Source organism: Micromonospora sp. NPDC005710, assembly GCF_040630995.1.
Lineage (GTDB): Bacteria > Actinomycetota > Actinomycetes > Mycobacteriales > Micromonosporaceae > Micromonospora.
The window spans coordinates 63,085-81,444 of the sequence record NZ_JBEXYP010000019.1; the positions used below are offsets into that span (position 1 = coordinate 63,085).

Here is an 18,360-nt window from a genome sequence, read left to right on the forward strand (position 1 = left end):
ATCGGAAGTCGATCGCCGATGATCGACCACCTAGACTCGGCCCGGATCGACCGACCGGCGGATGGATCAGGCAGATGACGAGCACCGGGACCGACGACCGCGGTCGGTTGCGGGCGATGCCCGCCGAGGCGGAGCGCGGCGCTCTGCTCAGCCGCGCCGGCCACCAGGTCCTGTCGGCACGCCGGCTGAGCGACCTGGTCCAGGGTCGACCACCCGGTGTCACCGGCAGTCAGTGGACCTCGGCCAGCCGCGCCAGCTTCGACTTCGTCGTCTACGCCGCCGACAGCGGCCTGCCTGTCGTCGCCGTCGAGATCGGCCCGGTGCCACCCGCCGGCTCGGCGGAACAGCGGGCGGAACGACTCAAGGACGCCGTGAGCGCCGCCGCCGGCCTGCCCGTCCTGCGGATCGGTACGCCGACATTGCGCGCCGCCGAGCACGGCCGCCGCTTGGTCGAGTACGTGATCGACGCGCGCGGCTACGCCGCCGGCGGAGTCACCGCCACCGGCACCGAACCGGCGCCGGTGGGCTTCCGGGACATCCTGGGCCGGCTGCCGGACGGGCGTACCGGGGCGGTGAACGACCTCGGTGCGCTGACCCGCGCGGCGGCCTTCGAGGCGTACGTGGCCGGGCAGGTGGCCGATCCGATCGTGCGAGGACTGCACGTCCGCTGGGTGGACGGGCCGGCGCAGGGGTGGAGTTGGGTGCAGGTACGCCCCGACGCGTGCCTCGTCGAGCGGGTCTCGGTGACCGAACACCGCTTCTCCTGCGGCATCGACGCGGCCCGGCTGGCCGAGGATCTCGCCACCGTCGCCGTCGGGGAGCGACTGCGGGAGAACGCGGTCGCCGATCTGCTGCCGCGCGCCGAGTGGACCGCCCAGATCGCCGCGCTCAGCCAGCGCCGCCGCGAACTGGTCGGCGGGTTCGCCTTCGACCACCTCTGCGCCGACTGAGCGGCCCTCGTTTCACCTGCTGACCCCTGCTCCGCACCGGCTCCGCGTCGGGTCGCGGCAATTTCCTGTGCGTCTGTTGAACCTTCCCGGCCGCCGCCCCGTACTCCTGCGCGAATGAACAGGATCTCCCCATCCGCGTCCACCAGGCGCGGGAGACGGTGCGGAAAGGGCATCGTCGGCCATCGACGCATTACCAGGTGGGTCACGGCGGGTCCCCGCCGCGACGTGCCAACTCACATCCGTCGGTCCGCCGAGGGCAGAAATCCACTACCGGATCGAGAAGGAGAGCAATTCGATGCGCAGGTCCACTCGGGCGCGCCGGCCTTCCGGCAACGCGCGGAGCAAGCGTCTGCTGGCAGTTGTCGGCACGCTCGCGGTCTTCGGCGGAGTTGTCGCCGTGACTCAGATTTCGTCGGCCCAGGACCGGCGGACAAATAAGCCCCGTCCGGTCGCCGGTCAGTGCGTGGAACCGAGCCCGGGCGCTACCGCGCCGACTGGCGGCGGCTCGACCAGCCGGACCTGGCAGAACGGTCGGTGGGTGCGTAACCACTGGGGTGACGGGCAGCAGTCGGTCCCCGAGTGCGAGGACGGCAAGGACGGCACCGTGGGCACCGGCACGGCCATCGCCTGTCCGGACGTGGCGGCGAAACTGCCGCAGGTGCCGAACCGGGCTCGGGCCGAGGTGGACCGCAACCTCGCCCAGTTGCAGGCCCAGATCGCCGAGGCGGACCGTCGGTTGGCGGCCGAGGGCAACAAGGGTGAGGCGTTCATCCGCAACGCGATCCTGCAGCCGTTGGCCGACAAGCGGCGTGCCGTGCTGGACCGGATCACGACCGCCATCGACCGGGCCGGACCGCGGCCGCAGGGTCTCGCGCAGCTCGCCCAGTGCCAGGTGCAGCCCACTGGGAACACGGGTGGCAACAACGGTGGCGGGAGCACGCCCACCACGACCCCCGGTGGCGGCAACACCGGCGGTGGGAACACCGGCGGTGGCACCGAGCCGGGCGCCGGGCTCGGCGTGCTCGCCAACGACTGCGACGAGAGCCGGCTCGAGCCGCACGACGGTTTCCAGAAGGGCAACCGTTGCGTGAGCACCGAGTTCGGTGAGGTCGGCGCGGCCGCCAACAACCCGTCCCTGCTGATCACCCAGTTCCCCGAGCAGGTCGGCCAGAACCAGGCGTTCACCCTGCGGGTCAGCACCCGCAACCTGATCCGGGACCGCTTCCTGGCCGCCGGTCAGGGTGGCTATTACGTGGAGAGTTCCCTGCTCAACGACCAGGGCCTGGTCCGCGGTCACTTCCACACCGCCTGCCGGATGCTGGACAGCCTGACCGCCCCGCCGGAGCCGCAGGAGGTGCCGGCGTTCTTCGTCGCCACCGAGGACGGTCGTGGCGGCGCCCAGCCCGACGAGGTGACGATCCAGATTCCGGGCCTGCCGGAGTCGGGTACCGCCCAGTGTTCCGTGTGGGCCGGTGACGGTTCGCACCGCCTGCCGATGATGGAGCGGGCCAACCAGACCCCCGCCTTCGACTCGGTGCGCATCGACGTCAACTGAGCTGACGTGCCGGCGGCGGCCGGCCACCCCTGGGGACGACCCGGGGTGGCCGGCCGCCGCCTCGCCACTGGTGCCCGGACACACGACGGGGCCCCACCGTTTGCGGTGGGGCCCCGTCGAAGTCGGGTCAGCGGCTCTTGTACGCCTCGACGACCTCGACCGGGATCCGACCCCGCTCGGAAATCTTGTAGCCGTTCTTGACGGCCCATTCCCGGATGGCCCGGTTCTGCTCCCGATCCATTCCCGCGCCGGCGGGTCGCCCCGGCCGTCGGACCGATCGGGCACTCTCCACCGGACCGCGCCCGATCCGCCGACCCGCATTGATGTACGGATCGAGCGCCTTGCGCAGGACGCCCGCATTTTCGTCGGAGACATCGATCGTGTAGGCCACGCCGTCGAGACTGAACTCAACCGTCCGGTCGGCCTTCCCACCGTCGAGGTCGTCGGTCAGGACCGTGATTACTTTTCTCGCCATTGCCGATTACTCCCTGTGTGCGGCGGGATGTGTCCAAAGTCTGACCTATCACCCCGGTAATCCGCAACAATATGCCTTCCATTCATTCGGCGCGTCGCGATTCCGTTACCTGGCAAAACCGTGAATCAGTCCGGTGACGAAGCCTCATTCCCCGAGGATGCCGCGGTGACCGGCGACGGCGGCCGCCTCGGCGCGGTTCGAGACCCGCAACTTTCGCAGCAACGCGGCGGTCATCCGTTTCACAGTCCGTTCGGAGACGTGCAGTTCTTCGGCGATGTCGACGGTGCAGCGGCCGGCGGCGATCGCCCGCAGCAGCCGCCGTTCCTCGCCCTCCAGGTCGACGGGCGCGAAATGGGTGGGCCGCAGCATGGCGCGCAGCAGTTCGGCAGGCAGCACCGCCCAGCCGTCGAGGATGGCCAGCAGCGGAGGCAGCAACTCCTCCGGTTCGCTGGTCTTGGGCAGGAAGCCCTCGGCGCCGGCCCGCAGTGCCTCCACCGCCGGCCCGGGATCGGTGGAACCGGACATCGCGACCACCCGTACGCGAGGGGTGGTCCGCCGGATCGCGGCCACCGCCCGGACGCCGCCGGGCGGCGGCATGTGCAGGTCGACCAGCGCCAGGTCGGGGCGGCAGTTGCTGACCAGCGCCGCCGCCGCGGCGGCGTCACCGGTCGAGGCGACCACTTCGGCGCGGCCGTCGGTGGTGATCGGGAGCAGCAACTCCAGGCCGCGGACGAAGAGGGGGTGATCGTCGACGACGACGAGTCGCAAGGTGGAGGCTCCCGGCATGTCTGCGCCGTTCCCCAGCGGGTACCGATCATGCGGGTTCGCACCAGACGAGAGGAGTCGGGTGGATGCGCGTACGGCACGGTTTGCGGGACCTCCTGCGAGGGTTGCGGCCCATCGAGCCGACCTGGGGCGGGAGTCGACCCGCGGCGGCCGATTCGGATTTGCTGCTGAGGGTGCTGTGCCACGAGTTCCGCACGCCGATCAGCACCCTGACCTCGCTGACCCGCGCGCTCGCCGACGAGCGTCGCGAGCTGACGGGCGACGACCGGCGGGCGTTGAGTGAGCTGGCCCGCGACCAGGCCGCCCACCTGCAGAGCCTGCTGCGCGACGCGACGGCCGGCACCGGAGTCCTGACGCTGCCGCCGCGTCCGGAGCCCGCCGTCGCGCTGGCGGGCATCCTGCGGGAGGCCGCCGCGCTGGTGCCGGCCGGCCGACGGCGGGCGCGGACCACCCGGCGGGCGGCCTCCTGTCCGGTGCCGGCCGGACGCACCCGACAGGTCCTTGTCAACCTGGTGCAGAACGCGTTGCGGCACGGGCCGCCGGACGGGCAGGTCGGTCTGTACGCCACGGTGCGTGGTCCCGATCTGAGCATCCTGGTCACCGACGAGGGTCGGGTCGACGACGCGCTGCTCGTCGCGCTGCGGCGTCCGGCGCCGGCGGTCGGAATGACCGGGCTGGGTCTGTGGATCGTCCGGCAGCTCGTCGCGACGGACGGGGGAGCGTTGCGGGCGCACCGGCTTCGGCCCCGGGGCGTGGCGCTGGAGGTCCTGCTGCCGATGGCGCGCCCGCCGCGCTGACCCGGCCGGGACACCCGTTGGCCGACTTCCACCTGAACGTTCACCGCCGAGGCGCAGGGCCGTCTCCAGGTGGCCCGGTTGTTCCACCTGACCGACGGCCCCGGCATCAAGCAGATGCTGCGCTTCCTGCTGGCCGGCGGGCGAGTGGTCTGGGTCACAGGCCGGAACAAGGGGAACGCTTTGTTACTTGAGTGAGACACGCTCAACTAACGCGAGGTGTTCGATGGCAACTCTTCCGGTACTTCCCCTGACCGACGCCGTGCTGCTGCCCGGCATGGTCATCCCGGTGACCCTCGACCCGACCACCCAGGCCGCTATCGACGCGGCGCGGGCGACCGGCGACCGCAAGCTGCTGGCCGTGCCGCGCATCGACGGCGAGTACGGGCCGGTCGGCGTGGTCGCCACCATCGAGAAGGTCGGCCGGCTGCCCGAGGGTGAGCCCGCCGCCGTCATCCGTGGCCTCTCCCGGGCCCGGATCGGCTCCGGCGTGCCCGGCCCCGGCGCCGCCCTCTGGGTCGAGGCGACCGAACTCGACGAACCCGCCTACGCCGGCCGGGCCCGCGAACTCGCCCGCGAGTACCGCGCACTGGTGACCTCCGTGCTCCAGCAGCGGGGCGCCTGGCAGGTCATCGACGCGGTGGAGCGGATGACCGACCTCTCCGAGCTGGCCGACTCGGCCGGCTACGCGCCCTGGCTGACGCTGGAGCAGAAGACCGAACTGCTCGCCGCGCCGGACGTCACCGCCCGGCTGGAGCTTCTCGTTGGCTGGGTGAAGGACTACCTGGCCGAGCAGGAGGTCACCGAGCAGATCAACAGTGACGTCCGCGAAGGGCTGGAGAAGTCCCAGCGCGAGTTCCTGCTCCGTCAGCAGCTCGCCGCCATCCGCAAGGAACTGGGCGAGGACGAGCCGGACGGCTCCGCCGACTACCGGTCCCGGGTGGAGTCCGCCGAGCTGCCCGAGAAGGTCCGCGAGGCGGCCATGCGCGAGGTCGGCAAGCTGGAGCGGGCCAGTGACGCCTCCCCGGAGGCCGGCTGGATCCGTACCTGGCTGGACACCGTGCTCGAAATGCCGTGGGGCACCCGTACCGAGGACAACACCGACCTGGCCGCGGCCCGGGCGGTGCTCGACGCCGACCACGCCGGCCTGGCCGACGTGAAGGACCGCATCCTGGAGTACCTGGCGGTGCGCAACCGGCGGGCCGAGCGCAACCTCGGCGTCGTCGGCGGCCGCGGCTCCGGTGCGGTGCTGGCCCTCGCCGGCCCTCCCGGCGTCGGCAAGACCAGCCTCGGCGAGTCCGTGGCGCGGGCGCTCGGGCGTAACTTCGTCCGGGTCTCGCTCGGCGGCGTCCGCGACGAGGCGGAGATCCGCGGGCACCGGCGCACCTACGTGGGGGCGCTGCCCGGTCGGATCGTCCGCGCGCTGCGCGAGGCCGGTTCGATGAACCCGGTCGTGCTCCTCGACGAGGTGGACAAGCTGGCCGCCGGCTACGCCGGTGACCCGGCCGCCGCCCTGCTGGAGGTGCTCGACCCGGCCCAGAACCACACCTTCCGGGACCACTACCTGGAGGTCGACCTCGACCTGTCCGACGTGCTCTTCCTGGCCACCGCGAACGTGGTGGAGTCCATCCCCGGCCCACTGCTGGACCGGATGGAGCTGGTCACCCTGGACGGGTACACCGAGGACGAGAAGGTCGCCATCGCCCGCGACCACCTGCTGCCCCGGCAGCGGGAGCGGGCCGGGCTGACCGTCGACGAGGTGGGCGTCGCCGACGAGGCTCTCGCGCTGATCGCGGGGGAGTACACCCGGGAGGCAGGTGTGCGGCAGCTCGAGCGGGCCCTGGCCAAGATCCTGCGCAAGGTGGCGGTGACGCTGGCGACGGACCCGACGCCGGTACGCGTCGGCACCGACAACCTCGCCGGTTACCTGGGTCGGCCGAAGTTCACCCCGGAGTCGGCCGAGCGTACGGCGGTGCCCGGCGTGGCCACCGGCCTGGCCGTCACCGGCGCCGGTGGGGACGTGCTCTTCATCGAGGCGACCAGCATGGAGGGCGAGCCGGGGCTGACCCTGACCGGCCAGCTCGGTGACGTGATGAAGGAGTCGGCGCAGATCGCGCTCTCCTACCTGCGCTCCAACGGGCGGCGCTTCGGCATCGACCCGAACGCTCTGGCGGGACGTCGGATCCACGTCCACTTCCCGGCGGGCGCGGTGCCCAAGGACGGCCCGAGCGCCGGCATCACCATGGTCACCGCCCTGGCGTCGCTCGTCACCGGTCGCCCGGTCCGGCCCGAGTTCGGGATGACCGGTGAGGTGACGCTCTCCGGCCGGGTCCTGCCGATCGGCGGGGTGAAGCAGAAGCTGCTCGCCGCGCACCGGGCCGGCCTCACCGAGGTGATCATCCCGGCGCGCAACGAGCCCGACCTGGACGACCTGCCGACCGAGGTGCGCGAGGCGCTGACCGTGCACACCCTGGCCGACGTGGCCGACGTGCTCGCTCTGGCGTTGCGCCCGGCCGACGTGAAGACGCTCGACGGTCCGGCGCTCTTCGCAGTCTGACGTACGACCCGGCAGGCCCTCGCCGTCCACGAGACGGCGGGGGCCTGCCGCTCTGTACGTGTCCCGCCGGACCGTACTGTCGTGCTTGAAAACTCAACTACCTCTCCGCCGTGCGGCGGTACCCCCGGAGGAAACCCCTGTGAACATGGTGCTGTGGATCGTTCAGATCCTGCTCGCCGCCATCTTCGGCGGCATCGGCGTGGTCAAGCTGACCCAACCCAAGGAAAAGCTGCACGAGACGATGGGCTGGACGAAGGCCGCCACGCCGATCCAGGTCAAGGCCATCGGCGCCCTGGAACTGCTCGCCGGCATCGGGCTGGTGCTGCCCGCCCTCACCGGCATCGCCACCGTGCTCACCCCGCTCGCCGCGCTCGGGCTCGTCATCATCATGATCGGCGGCATCGTGGTGCACCTGAACGGCGCGCGGAAGGCCACCGCGCCGGAGCGACGCACGGTGGAGATCCAGGGGATCGTGACGTGCGTGGTGCTGCTCGCCCTCGCCGCGCTGGTGGCCTGGGGCCGCTTCGGCCCGTACTCCTTCTGATCGGAGTCGCGCCGTCGGCGACCGTCGTACTCCGGCGGTCGCCGACGACACGCTCAGCGCTCGTCGCCGCCGCGGTCCCGGCGCACGGTGGCCTTGCGGCCCTTGATCGTGCTCTGCCGCAACCCGGAGATGACCTCGTCGGCCACCCCCTGCGGCACCTCCACCAGCGAGAACCGGTCGGCGATCTCGATCGAGCCGATGTCCCGGCCGCGGATGCCGGTCTCCCCGGTGATCGCGCCAACCAGATCCTGCGGGCGCACCCCGGCGCGTCGACCCAGGCCGACGAAGACCTGGACGGTGTTGCCGCCGGCGGAGCGCGGCCGGCCCCCGCCCCGCCGGTCGCCACCCCGGCCGCCGGTCTCCGGTCGACCCTCGCGCGGTCCGCGCACCGGAGCCTGCGGGATCTCCACCTCGTCGTCGGAGCCCGGCGACGTCACCTCGTGGGCCAGCTTCACGGCCGCGAGGGCGACCTCCATCAGGTCGAACTCGTCGGTGAGTGTCTCGACGATCACCCGGAACGGGTCGAGGTCGTCTTCCAGCAGGCTCTCGCGCAGGGCCGCCTGGGTCAGTTCCAGCCGTCGGGTGCGCATGTCGGCCACGGTGGGGATCTTGTCGATGCTGATCCGCTGGCCGGTGACCCGCTCGATGGTCTTGAGCATCCGGTGCTCACGCGGCTCGGCGAGGGTGATCGCCACGCCCTCGCGGCCAGCCCGACCCACCCGACCGATCCGGTGCACGTACGACTCCGGGGCGGACGGCACGTCGTAGTTGACGACGTGGGTCAACTGCTCGACGTCCAGCCCCCGGGCCGCCACGTCGGTGGCCACCAGCAGGTCGGCGGTGCCCGCCCGCAGCCGGCCCATGACCCGGTCGCGTTGCTCCTGGCTCATGCCACCGTGCAGCGCCTCGGAGCGGTAGCCCCGACCGTTCATCGTCTCGGTCAACCTGTCGACCTCCTCCCGGCTGCGGCAGAACACGATCGCCGCCGTCGGGGACTCCACGTCCAGCACCCGGCCCAGCGCGGCCGGCTTGTGCGCCCGGGTCACGATGTACGCGCTCTGCCGCACCCGGGGCGCCTCACCGGCGACCTGCTGCTCCCGGCCGATCTCGATCCGCACCGGCTCCCGCAGGTGCTGGCGGGCCATCCCGTCGATGCGCGACGGCATGGTGGCCGAGAAGAGCACCGTCTGACGCTGCGCCGGAGCGTGCTCCAGGATCGCCTCGATGTCCTCGGCGAAGCCCATGTCGAGCATCTCGTCGGCCTCGTCCAGCACCACCGTCGCCAGACCGCCGAGGCGCAGGGTGCCCCGGGCGATGTGATCGAGGGCCCGCCCCGGGGTGGCCACCACCACGTCGACGCCGCTGTCCAGTGCGCGCAACTGCCGGCCGATCGGCTGCCCACCGTAGATCGGCAGCACCCGGGCCCCCAGGTCCTTGCCGTAGCGGTGGAACGCCTCGGAGACCTGCACCGCCAACTCCCGGGTCGGCACCAGCACCAGCGCCACCGGGTCGCCGCCCTGACGGTGGGGTGTCATGAGGTTCAGCAGCGGCAGCGCGAACGCCGCCGTCTTGCCGGTGCCGGTGGCCGCCTGACCCAGCAGGTCCCGACCCTCCAGCAGCGGTGGGATGGCTTCCCGCTGAATGGGGGTCGGCTCCTCGTACCCGAGGGCGGAGAGCGCGCCCAGCAGTTCGGCGCGCAGCCCGAGGTCGGTGAAGGCACTCACCTCGTCGGTGCCGTCGGGGGTGGCGTCAGTCGGTGCGTCGTGCTGTGCAGGTGCGGAACTCATGCGTCAAGCTTTTCATCACGCCGTCCGGGCCGTTGCGGCGACTGCCACAAGAGCGGTCGCCGAGCTCGTTCCGCGACCCCGGCGGCGGGGCATCGGTCAGGCCTCGGTGGTGAGGATGGCCAGCACCATCACCCCGGCGAGGGCCACGTCGAGCACCACGCAGAACTCGGCGTACCCGCGCGGCACCACCCGGCCGGTGCGGTGGTTGACGAGGTCCCAGCCGGCGTGCGTCAGCCACCCCAACGCCACCAGCCACGCGGCCGTCCGCCCCCCGACCGCGACGGCGACAAGCGTCAGGGCGCCCCAGGCGACCAGACCGGCGACCTGGATGGCGAGCACGCGGCGCCCGCCCAGCTTGCGGCGGGCCGCGCCGATCAGCAGGTAGCCGCCGGGCAGCACCAGCATCGTCCACGGGCTGAGCACCGTCGGGTCGACCCACATGTCCACCGTCAGCAGCAGCGCCAGCCCGCTCGGCCAGTGGCGGGCGAGCGCCACCACTGCCGGATGCCGGCGGATCGGCACCGGCGTCTCGTGCCGATGACGCACCGCCACCAGCACCATGGCCGGCACCATCAGCAGATGACCGCCGAGCATCAGGGCGTCGGCACCCACCAGGCCCGCCCACCACGGCACGAGCAACAGCAGGAACGGTACGTACATCGCGGCGGCCATCTCGACGACCCCACGCCAGTGGTGCGCCCGGTAGCGCATCCACACCGTCATCCCGACCGTCATGTTCGTCGCCATCACCAGTGCGGCGACGTCCGGCCGGGCCAGCGCGTCGCCGACGCCCAGGGCGGCGCCCGTCACCTCCCACAACGGCCCGAGCAGCACCATCCCGGCGACCATCGCCAGTGCCATCTCGGCCAGGTGCCACAGCAGCCGCCGCCTGCTGCTGGTCGGGGCCGCGGTGGCGGTGGCGGTGGGCAGGGGGGCGCGTGACGGTAGGGCCGTGACGCTGTCCGCGTACATCCTGGTGTTTTCCATACCTCGACCCTGCCGGTGCCCCCGGTGCGGCCGGCAGCCCCGATCGTCACGGGAAAACCGTGCGGACCGCACGGTCCGACCATGACAGTTCGCACTGGTGGACAGTGCCGGGGTTGGTCCTAGGATCGATGCGTGGCGAGCGAAGCGGTGACACCCCGGGCGGACCGCCGGCTGCGCCGCGCCCGGCAGGCGACGCTCGCGTCGCTGGCCACCGGCGTCTGGGCGAGCGTCCTGCTTCCGGCCGTCGGCCTGACCCACGAACCCGACCAGGGCCGGGTGGCGCTCGGCGCGGTCGGCGTCCTCGCCTTCGTGATCACCCAGACCGTCGTCCTGTACGCGGCGGTGACGCCGTGGCTCGACCCGCGCTGGCGCCGTCGGGCCGAGCTGGGCCTGGTGGCGGTGGCGGTGGCGACCGTTCCGCTGGTGGGTCCGGTGGCGGCCGGCAGGTGGCCGACGTGGGCCTGGCTCGGCGCGGCACTCATCGGCATGACGCCGCTGCTGGTGCGGTGGCGGGTCGCGGTGGCGGTGGCGGTCGGCGTCCTCGCGGTGTCGGTGGCGGTGGCGTTCTGGACCGGCGGCTCCGTTGCGCGCCACCTCGTCGTGACCGGTGGGATCGGGGTGGCCGTCGCCGCGGTCAACGGGTTCCAGGTCTGGTTCTGGGGCCTGCTCGTGGAAGCGCGGCAGGGCCAGGCCGCCCAGGCCCGGCTGGCCGCCGCCGAGGAGCGGCTGCGCTTCGCCCGCGACGTGCACGACGTGCTGGGGCACCACCTCACTGTGATCGCGTTGAAGGCCGAACTCGCCGCGCGGCTCGCCGCCGTCGACCCGGACCGGGCCGGGCGGGAAGCCGCCGAGGTGCAACGCCTGGCCGCCTTCGCGCTGGGCGAGGTGCGGGAGACGGTGCACGGCTACCGGGCCGTGGACCTCGACGAACAGCTCGCCGCTGTGGTGGGGGTGCTGCGCTCCTGCGGGGTGCGGTGCACTGTTCTGCCGCTGCCGGTGGACCTGCCACAGCCCGCCGCCGTCGAGTTGGCGGCGGTGCTGCGCGAGGCGAGCACGAACGTGCTGCGGCACAGCCGGGCCGACTGGTGTCGGATCCGCATCGACCGGGAGGATGACGTGGCCAGGATGACGGTGGCCAATGACGGCGCCGACGGCGGTGGCCCGGACGCGCACAGCCACGGCCTGCGCGGGCTGGCCGAACGGCTCGCCGCTGCCGGGGGCGAGTTACGGGTCCGTCGGGAGGACGCGATCTTCACCCTCGAAGCCACAGTGCCGGCGGCGTCGTGATCCGCGTCCTGCTCGCCGACGACGAGGATCTGATCCGGGTCGCCGTCGCCGCGCTGCTCGGCCTGGAACCGGACATGGAGGTGGTGGCGCACGCCTCCGACGGGCCGACAGCCGTCACCGCGGCCCTGGCGCACCGCCCCGACGTGGCGGTGCTGGATCTGGAGATGCCCGGCCTGGACGGCATCGCGGTGGCCGCCGAGCTGACCCGGGTTCGACCCGACTGCGCGGTGGTAGTGCTCACCGGGCAGGGTCGGCCCGGTCACCTGCGCCAGGCGCTGACCGCCGGTGCCCGGGGGTTCCTGCCCAAGGGTGCGCCGGGTGGGGCGCTCGCCGACGTGATCCGCCGGGTGCACGGCGGCGGCCGTTACGTCGACCCGTCGCTCGCCGCCGACGCGTTGACCCTTCCCCCGTGCCCGTTGACCCCCCGGGAGCTGGAAACGCTGCGGCTGGCCGAGGTCGGTGCCCCGGTCGCGGTGATCGCCAGGCGGGTACACCTGTCCACCGGCACCGTGCGTAACCATCTGTCCGCCGCCGTGCAGAAGCTCGGCGCCGCCGACCGGGCCGAGGCGGTGCGCACCGCACGGGACAACGGCTGGCTCTGAGCATCGCCGTCGGCGTCGTCCCGGTAGCGTGTCGAGGTGCGTACGGTGGAGTTGGTCTGCTCGCCCGGTCTGGAGGTCGCGGTCCGGGCGGTCTGGGGTCGACTGGCCGCCGCCGGGTTGCCGAGCCTGGCCCGCAACATCCATCCGACCAACCGGCCGCACCTCACCCTCGCCGCCGTCGACGAGTTCCCGCCCGGTGTCGAACATCGCCTGATTGAGCTGTTCGACGCGGCGCTGCCGGTGCCGGTGACGCTCGACCGGGTCGTCGTCCTCGACGGCAGCGCCCCACTGGTCTGGCTCGTTCGACCCACTCCGGCGCTGACCGCACTGCACGCCGCCGTCTGGGACGTCCTCGCCGAGGCCGACGGACACCGCCCGTGGCACGCGCCGGACGCCTGGGTGCCGCACCTCAGCCTGGCCCTGCGGTTCCGCAACGCCGACCTGAGGATGGCCCGCGCCGTCACCGGTGGGCAGCGCCCGACGGGCGATTTCGACGCCGCCCGCAGCTACGACGGCACGGACCGGACGGTGACCGCGTTGAGCCGTCGCGGATGACCACCGTCGCGCGGCCGCACCACCAGCCCGAGCGTCTTCGTCCACGTGAGGGAGGCCCCCCGGGTAGTCGTTCACCGGCCCGGCGCCTGCCTTCCTAGACTGGGGCGATGAGCGTTGGGACCGACGGTCGGGGGATGGCCGAGCTGGCGGCCCTGTTGGCCGACGGCACCCGCGCCGGGATGTGCGTGGCGCTGCTCGACGGGCGGGCGTGGACCGCCGGTGAGCTGGCCCGGCGCGCCGGGGTCGCCCCGTCGACGGCAAGCGACCACCTCACCCGACTCGTCCGGGCCGGGTTGCTCGTCGAGGAACGGCAGGGCCGACACCGTTACCTGCGGCTGGCCGGGCCGTCGGTGGCCCAGTTGATCGAGGATCTGGCTGGGCACGCCCCGGCCGCGCCCACACCGACCGGGTCGCTGCGCGCGGCGACCGTCACCGCCTCCCTGGCGTACGCCCGGACCTGCTACGACCATCTCGCGGGGCGTCTCGGTGTGCTGATGTACGACGCGCTGCTGCGCGAGCGCCGGCTCGACCGGTCCAGCGGGCTGGCGCTGACGCCCGACGGGTGGGCCTGGGCGGCCGGGTTGGGCGTACCCGTGGAGGTGCTGCGTGCCGCCCGCCGCCCGGTGGTTCGCGACTGCCTCGACTGGACCGAACGGCACCAGCACCTCGCCGGGGCGCTCGGCGCGGCGCTGTGCCGCCGCTTCACCGACCTGGGTTGGATCAGCCAGGGCACCGGCCGCGCCGTGCGTCTCACTTCCCGCGGCCGCCCTGGGCTGGCCGCCGCCCTGGCCATCCCCGAACACACCCTCGACCCGCCGGCAGCCCCGCCGGCCACGAGCGGCCGCGCCTGACCGGCGACCGCGGCGGGATCGTTCGGTCCGGGGCGAACGGTTCGCGCCCTACGGTCGGGCGGTGACTGACACCTGGCCTGTTGTCGCGCCCGCCCCCGGAACCCCCACGTGTGGGCCGCCCTCGTTCGCGTCGGAGCGCGGTTGGTGGGTGACCCGGCACGCGGACGTGCTTGCGGCGCTGACCGACCCGGCGTTCCAGGTGCCGTCCGTCGACAGCGGCCCGCCCGGCACCCTCGCCTGGCTGCGCGCCACGGTCAGCCGGTTCAGCCCACCCGAGCGGCACGCCGAGCGTCGGGCGGTCGCGGCGGTGGCGCTCGCCACCGTGGACCCGGACGAGCTGCGGGACGACGCGGCACAGCTGACCGGGGCCGTCCTCGACCGCGCCGGCGACCGCGTCGACGTGATGCGGGACCTGGCCCGGCCGGTGCCGCTACGGGCGTTGGCCGATCGCCTCGGCTTCGCTGATCCGGCAGCCGCCGGTACGGCGGTCGCTGTCGTCGCGGCGGCGTACCACCCGGGGGTGGATCCGGCGTTGACCGCGCGGGCCGACCATGCGGTCGCGGCGCTGCTGGCGCTCGCGCCGCCGGCCCTGCCGGAGGTACTGGCGAACCTGATCGGTCTGCTGGTCCAGACGTGCGACGCGACAGCCGGCCTGATCGGCGCCGCCGCCCATCACCTGCTGCCCCCGGGTGGTGCGCCGACCGCGGCGCGGACCGCCGACCTGCTGGCCGAGGTGCTGCGGCTCGACCCGCCGGTCCGGGCCACCCGACGGGTCACCGTCGTCGGGGTACGCCTGGGCGGGCGGGACCTGCCTGAGGGCAGCCCCGTGCTGCTGCGCTTCGACGCGGCCAACCGTGACCCGCTGGTGTTTCCCGAGCCTGCGGCGTTCCGGCCCGGTCGGCCCGGTGCCGGGCTGTTGACCTTCGGGGCGGGGGAGCGGGGCTGTCCGGGCGACCGGCACGCGCTGGCGCTGGCCACCGGGGTGTTCGACGCGCTGCGGGGCCGCTGCCGGCGCGGCCCGAACCCGTTGCGGCACGAACCGCACCCCACCCTGCGGGTGCCGACGAGTCTGGAGGTGAGCATCCGATGACCGACAGTCGTGCCGCGTTCCACGCCCTGCACCGGGCCGGCCACCCGCTGCTGTTGCCCAACGCGTGGGACCACGCTTCGGCCGCCGCGCTCGCCGCGCGTGGGCATCCGGCCATCGGCACCACCAGCCTCGGTGTCGCCGCGACCGCCGGCCTGCCCGACGGCGTGGCGGCCACCGCTGTGGAGACCCTCGCGCTGGCCCGCCGGCTGGCTCGGCTGCCGGTGCTGCTCACTGTGGACGTGGAGGGCGGGTTCAGCGACGACCCGGCGGAGGTCGCTGGGTACGTGGCGGAGTTGGCCGGTCTCGGCGTGGTCGGGATCAACCTGGAGGACGGTCGCGCCGACGGCACCCTCGTCGACACCGAGGTCACCGCTGCCAAAGTCGCGGCGGTGAAGGCGGGAGTGCCGGAGGTGTTCATCAACGCCCGCACGGACACGTGGTGGCTCGGGGTGGACGACCCACTGCCGCGGACCCTTGCTCGCGCTCACGCCTACCGGCTGGCCGGTGCCGACGGGATCTTCGTGCCCGGGACCGTCGACCTGGCCGTCCTGCGCGTCCTCACCGAGCGGATCGACGCTCCGGTGAACGCGCTGTACCAGCCGGGCGGGCCGGGGTTGACCGAGTTGGGCAGGGCCGGGGTGGCCCGGGTCAGCACCGGCTCGCTGCTGTTCCGGGCCGCGCTGGGCGCCGCCCTCACCGCAGCCGACGCCGTCCGCCTCGGCGGGTCCGCCGCACCGACGCGACTGCCGTCGTACGCCGAGGTGCAGGCCCTGGTGCCGGCGGACGGCGACTGACGGTGGTGGCCAGCGCCCGGTCCACTCTGACGGATGCGTCATCCACGCACCCTTCGAGGGGAGATAGGAGGAATGTTCGGTCCGGTCCGGTCCTGATGATTACGGTGTGTTTCAGGGCGAACCACCCAGTGCCGTGACCGGAGAGAGGGACCCGTCATGCGAGTGCCCAGCCGTAGCCCGGGACAGCAGCCCGGTTCGCCTCCGCAGCCCACCGCTCCGGCCCGCCGTCGCCCCTCCGGCGCGACCCCCCGCCGCGTTCCCGCCGCCGCCCCCGACCTGGCCGCCTACCGGGCCGCCGTCGCCGAACTGTTGGTCGAGGTCGGCGCCCTGGCCGACGCGGCGAGCACCCGGGCCCGGCAGGTGCTCATCGACGAGCGACTGCGCGAGCCGGCGCTCGCCGCGGTCCTCGACGCCACCCCGCAGGGGCTGATCGGCGCGCGCGAGACGCTGCTGTTGGAGATGGCCCGCTACCAGCCGAACGACCGCACCTCGGCGGGTGACCTCGGCGCGCTGGTCCGGATCTACCTGCTCTCCCGCATCGACGTGCTGTGGTGGCAGGACGCCCCGACCTTCGTCACCGACGACCAGGTCAACGGCAGCGCCGAGCTGGTCGACCTGGAGTGGCTGCGTCGCCGCGACCTGCTGCGCTTCCGCTATCAGCAGCAGCCCGCCACCATCCTGGGCCGGGCCGCGCGCGGGCTGCGTCGCCGGCTGCGCCCCGACGCCACCCCGCGCACCGCCGGGCTGCTGTTCCGCCGCGCCCGGCGTGAGGTGGTGGCGCTGCTCAACGACATCGGACGGGAGTTCACCGCCGCCGCGCCGCCGGCCACCCCGCCGCTCTGGGTCACCAGCCTGGTCCGCAGCGCCGAGCACCAGTACCGGCTGCGCCGCCTGGGCTACGCGGCGATGCTGCCCAGCGGGCACTGCCTCGGCTACTCGGCGGACGTCGAGCTGGCCTGGTTCGAGCGTTTCGGCGCGCGGGACACCCTGGCGGAGCTGCTGCTGAGCCGGCAGGAGGCCGGCGAGCTGAGCGTCATCGACGAGGGGCAGGCCTGGCACCTGTGTCTCGCGCCCACCGCCCGGCGTCGCCTGCGCCGGGCGTACGAGGCCGAGATGGGGGTCTGAGCCGGTGTGCGGCATCGCGCTGAGCATCGGCCCGGAGGCCGACCCGGCGACCTTCCGGCGAATGCTCACCGCCCTGGCCCCGCGCGGCGAGGTCACCGAGACCCGGTCCGAGAGCGGGCTGCTCGCCGGCACCCGCCGGCTGCGCGTCGTGGACCGGGACCGGGCGGTGCAGCCGTGGACGTCGACCGACGAGCGGTGGCTGCTCTGCTTCAACGGCGAGATCTTCAACTACCGGGAGTTGCGGGCGCAACTGACCCGCCTGGGGCAGGCCTTCCGCACCGAGAGCGACACCGAGGTGCTGCTCGCCGCGTTCCAGCAGTGGGGCGAGGCGGCGGTGACCCGGCTCCGCGGTGAGTACGCCTTCGCGGTCGTCGAACGGGCCACCGGCCGGGCGTACCTGGCCCGCGATCCACTCGGGGTCAAGCCGTTGTACTGGTCCCGTCGGCCCGGCTGCCTGCACCTCGCCTCCGAGGTCAAGGCGCTCGTCGGGCACGGCGCCCCGATCGCCGAGGTGCCGCCCGGGCACCACGGTTGGGCCGAGGTGGACGGGCACGTCCGCCTGAGCCCGTACGTCGACCTGCTCACCATCGGTGACGGCCTGCCGGTCATCGACGACCCGGACGAGGCCGCGCTGCTGGTCCGCGCCGCGCTCAGCGACGCGATCCGGATGCGGGTGGAGACCGACCTGACCGTCGGGGTGGTGCTCTCCGGTGGCCTGGACAGCTCGTTGACCCTGCGGCAGGTGCGGGACATCCACCCGGACTGCGTCGCGGTGACAGTCGGAGTGGCGGACAGCCCCGACGTGGCGTACGCCCGGCGGCTCGCCGCCGACCTCGACGTGCCGCACGTGGTGGTCGAGCTGCGTCCGCGTGACATCCGGCTCGCCGACGTCCGCGAGGCCATCCGGATCTCCGAGTTGACCGAGTACGGCGACATCATCAACGCTGTCGTGTCGGTGCCGATCTTCCGGCGGCTCCGCGACCTGGGCATCAAGGTGGTGCTGACCGGCGACGGCTCCGACGAGCTGTTCGGCGGGTACCCGATGTACCACCAGGTGGGCCCGGCGGCGTCCCGCAGGCTGTTCCTGCACCGGATCCGCAACCTGTGCCGCACCGAGTTGCAGCGCGTCGACCGTGCCGCCATGGGACACGGGGTGGAGGCCCGGGTGCCGTTTCTCGACCTCAGCGTGGTGGAACTGGCGATGCGGCTGCCGCTGGACCTGAAGCTGCGCGACGGGCAGGAGAAGTGGATCGTCCGCCGGGCGTTCGCGGACGTGCTGCCCGACTACATCCTCCGCCGTCCGAAGAACCCGATGTCGTACTCGTCGGGGTTGCACGAGCGGGTCCGGCTGTACAAGCCGCTCTTCGCCCGGCTGCACCGCTCGTTCGGATACGACCTGCAGGAGCCGGTCCGCCGGGACTTCGACACGGTGCTCAGCCGCTGCGACAACGACCTGGACCGGGCCATCGCCGCGGGGCTGACCCGCACCGACTACACGGTCCTGGAGCATGCCCGCGACCTGGTCGGCGCGGCCAAGTGGAACGCCGCCCCGATGGTCCGTCGGCTGGTCGGCCCGCGCCCGGCCCGGCACTGACTGCCGCCTGCGCCGCGTCGCGACGAT

At 73.2% G+C, this 18,360-nt stretch carries 18 protein-coding genes; 14 read left to right on the top strand and 4 right to left on the bottom strand.

The annotated features are described in order from the left end of the window. The first annotated feature begins 74 nt into the window (after nt 1-74). A complete protein-coding gene (locus ABZ406_RS23620; protein ID WP_357765440.1) occupies nt 75-950 on the top strand; it encodes a DUF2726 domain-containing protein in 876 nt (291 codons plus the stop codon). Nucleotides 951-1,245: 295 nt separating this feature from the next. Further along, entirely contained in the window at nt 1,246-2,505 is a 1,260-nt protein-coding gene (locus ABZ406_RS23625) for a hypothetical protein (RefSeq protein ID WP_357765443.1), read from the top strand. 127 nt (nt 2,506-2,632) lie between these two features. Here ABZ406_RS23625 and ABZ406_RS23630 read toward each other — a convergent pair whose 3' ends face one another. Next, nucleotides 2,633-2,980 (bottom strand): Lsr2 family protein, encoded by a 348-nt coding sequence (locus ABZ406_RS23630; protein WP_088989485.1) that lies wholly within the window; start codon nt 2,978-2,980, stop codon nt 2,633-2,635. 144 nt (nt 2,981-3,124) lie between these two features. Next, nucleotides 3,125-3,748, bottom strand: a complete 624-nt coding sequence (locus ABZ406_RS23635; RefSeq protein WP_357765446.1) for a response regulator transcription factor — start codon at nt 3,746-3,748, stop codon at nt 3,125-3,127. Between the two features lie 83 nt (nt 3,749-3,831). On the opposite strand from ABZ406_RS23635, the gene ABZ406_RS23640 reads away from it, so the two are divergent. The 4 genes from ABZ406_RS23640 (at nt 3,832) to ABZ406_RS23655 (ending at nt 7,661) form a co-directional block, all read left to right on the top strand. Beyond that, nucleotides 3,832-4,563 carry a HAMP domain-containing sensor histidine kinase gene (locus ABZ406_RS23640; RefSeq protein WP_357765449.1) on the top strand — a complete coding sequence of 244 codons (732 nt, stop codon included), beginning with the start codon at nt 3,832-3,834 and terminating at the stop codon, nt 4,561-4,563. 78 nt (nt 4,564-4,641) lie between these two features. After that, on the top strand, nt 4,642-4,758 hold the full coding sequence (locus ABZ406_RS23645; RefSeq protein ID WP_357765452.1) for a hypothetical protein: 117 nt from the start codon (nt 4,642-4,644) through the stop codon (nt 4,756-4,758). Nucleotides 4,759-4,786: 28 nt separating this feature from the next. After that, nucleotides 4,787-7,117, top strand: coding sequence for an endopeptidase La (gene lon, locus ABZ406_RS23650; protein WP_357765455.1), 2,331 nt, complete (start codon nt 4,787-4,789; stop codon nt 7,115-7,117). A gap of 145 nt (nt 7,118-7,262) precedes the next feature. Then, a complete protein-coding gene (locus tag ABZ406_RS23655; RefSeq protein ID WP_357765600.1) occupies nt 7,263-7,661 on the top strand; it encodes a DoxX family protein in 399 nt (132 codons plus the stop codon). A gap of 53 nt (nt 7,662-7,714) precedes the next feature. On the opposite strand, the gene ABZ406_RS23660 is transcribed toward ABZ406_RS23655, so the two are convergent. Both ABZ406_RS23660 and ABZ406_RS23665 read right to left on the bottom strand, forming a co-directional pair. Next, nucleotides 7,715-9,448, bottom strand: coding sequence for a DEAD/DEAH box helicase (locus tag ABZ406_RS23660; RefSeq protein WP_357765458.1), 1,734 nt, complete (start codon nt 9,446-9,448; stop codon nt 7,715-7,717). Nucleotides 9,449-9,544: 96 nt separating this feature from the next. Beyond that, nucleotides 9,545-10,435 (bottom strand): hypothetical protein, encoded by an 891-nt coding sequence (locus ABZ406_RS23665; RefSeq protein ID WP_357765462.1) that lies wholly within the window; start codon nt 10,433-10,435, stop codon nt 9,545-9,547. 132 nt (nt 10,436-10,567) lie between these two features. Here ABZ406_RS23665 and ABZ406_RS23670 point away from each other — a divergent pair, with 132 nt between their 5' ends. The 8 genes from ABZ406_RS23670 (at nt 10,568) to ABZ406_RS23705 (ending at nt 18,333) form a co-directional block, all read left to right on the top strand. Next, the gene (locus ABZ406_RS23670; RefSeq protein ID WP_357765465.1) at nt 10,568-11,722 is read left to right on the top strand and encodes a histidine kinase; all 1,155 of its coding nucleotides are present in this window, start codon (nt 10,568-10,570) and stop codon (nt 11,720-11,722) included. Beyond that, nucleotides 11,719-12,324, top strand: coding sequence for a response regulator transcription factor (locus tag ABZ406_RS23675; RefSeq protein ID WP_357765468.1), 606 nt, complete (start codon nt 11,719-11,721; stop codon nt 12,322-12,324). The genes ABZ406_RS23670 and ABZ406_RS23675 overlap by 4 nt, the downstream gene beginning before the upstream one ends. A gap of 36 nt (nt 12,325-12,360) precedes the next feature. After that, entirely contained in the window at nt 12,361-12,879 is a 519-nt protein-coding gene (locus tag ABZ406_RS23680; protein ID WP_357765470.1) for a 2'-5' RNA ligase family protein, read from the top strand. Nucleotides 12,880-12,986: 107 nt separating this feature from the next. Then, nucleotides 12,987-13,730, top strand: coding sequence for a winged helix-turn-helix domain-containing protein (locus ABZ406_RS23685; protein ID WP_357765473.1), 744 nt, complete (start codon nt 12,987-12,989; stop codon nt 13,728-13,730). A 61-nt stretch (nt 13,731-13,791) separates the two neighbouring features. Continuing rightward, on the top strand, nt 13,792-14,820 hold the full coding sequence (locus ABZ406_RS23690) for a cytochrome P450 (RefSeq protein ID WP_357765476.1): 1,029 nt from the start codon (nt 13,792-13,794) through the stop codon (nt 14,818-14,820). Then, nucleotides 14,817-15,614 (top strand): isocitrate lyase/phosphoenolpyruvate mutase family protein, encoded by a 798-nt coding sequence (locus ABZ406_RS23695; protein ID WP_357765479.1) that lies wholly within the window; start codon nt 14,817-14,819, stop codon nt 15,612-15,614. Before ABZ406_RS23690 ends, ABZ406_RS23695 begins: the two co-directional genes overlap by 4 nt. Nucleotides 15,615-15,770: 156 nt before the next feature. Continuing rightward, complete coding sequence (locus tag ABZ406_RS23700; RefSeq protein WP_357765482.1) at nt 15,771-16,739, top strand: DUF5715 family protein; 969 nt, start codon at nt 15,771-15,773, stop codon at nt 16,737-16,739. Between the two features lie 4 nt (nt 16,740-16,743). Next, the gene (locus tag ABZ406_RS23705; RefSeq protein ID WP_357765485.1) at nt 16,744-18,333 is read left to right on the top strand and encodes an asparagine synthase-related protein; all 1,590 of its coding nucleotides are present in this window, start codon (nt 16,744-16,746) and stop codon (nt 18,331-18,333) included. Nucleotides 18,334-18,360: the final 27 nt, after the last annotated feature.

Bases quoted from the DNA above. Each gene is read 5' to 3' on its own strand.
- ABZ406_RS23640 (WP_357765449.1), top strand. From the start codon at position 3,832: ATGCGCGTACGGCACGGTTTGCGGGACCTCCTGCGAGGGTTGCGGCCC.
- ABZ406_RS23700 (WP_357765482.1), top strand. From the start codon at position 15,771: ATGCGAGTGCCCAGCCGTAGCCCGGGACAGCAGCCCGGTTCGCCTCCG.
- ABZ406_RS23630 (WP_088989485.1), bottom strand. From the start codon at position 2,980: ATGGCGAGAAAAGTAATCACGGTCCTGACCGACGACCTCGACGGTGGG.
- ABZ406_RS23620 (WP_357765440.1), top strand. From the start codon at position 75: ATGACGAGCACCGGGACCGACGACCGCGGTCGGTTGCGGGCGATGCCC.
- ABZ406_RS23665 (WP_357765462.1), bottom strand. From the start codon at position 10,435: ATGGAAAACACCAGGATGTACGCGGACAGCGTCACGGCCCTACCGTCA.
- ABZ406_RS23655 (WP_357765600.1), top strand. From the start codon at position 7,263: ATGGTGCTGTGGATCGTTCAGATCCTGCTCGCCGCCATCTTCGGCGGC.
- lon (WP_357765455.1), top strand. From the start codon at position 4,787: ATGGCAACTCTTCCGGTACTTCCCCTGACCGACGCCGTGCTGCTGCCC.
- ABZ406_RS23685 (WP_357765473.1), top strand. From the start codon at position 12,987: ATGAGCGTTGGGACCGACGGTCGGGGGATGGCCGAGCTGGCGGCCCTG.
- ABZ406_RS23625 (WP_357765443.1), top strand. From the start codon at position 1,246: ATGCGCAGGTCCACTCGGGCGCGCCGGCCTTCCGGCAACGCGCGGAGC.
- ABZ406_RS23660 (WP_357765458.1), bottom strand. From the start codon at position 9,448: ATGAGTTCCGCACCTGCACAGCACGACGCACCGACTGACGCCACCCCC.
- ABZ406_RS23695 (WP_357765479.1), top strand. From the start codon at position 14,817: ATGACCGACAGTCGTGCCGCGTTCCACGCCCTGCACCGGGCCGGCCAC.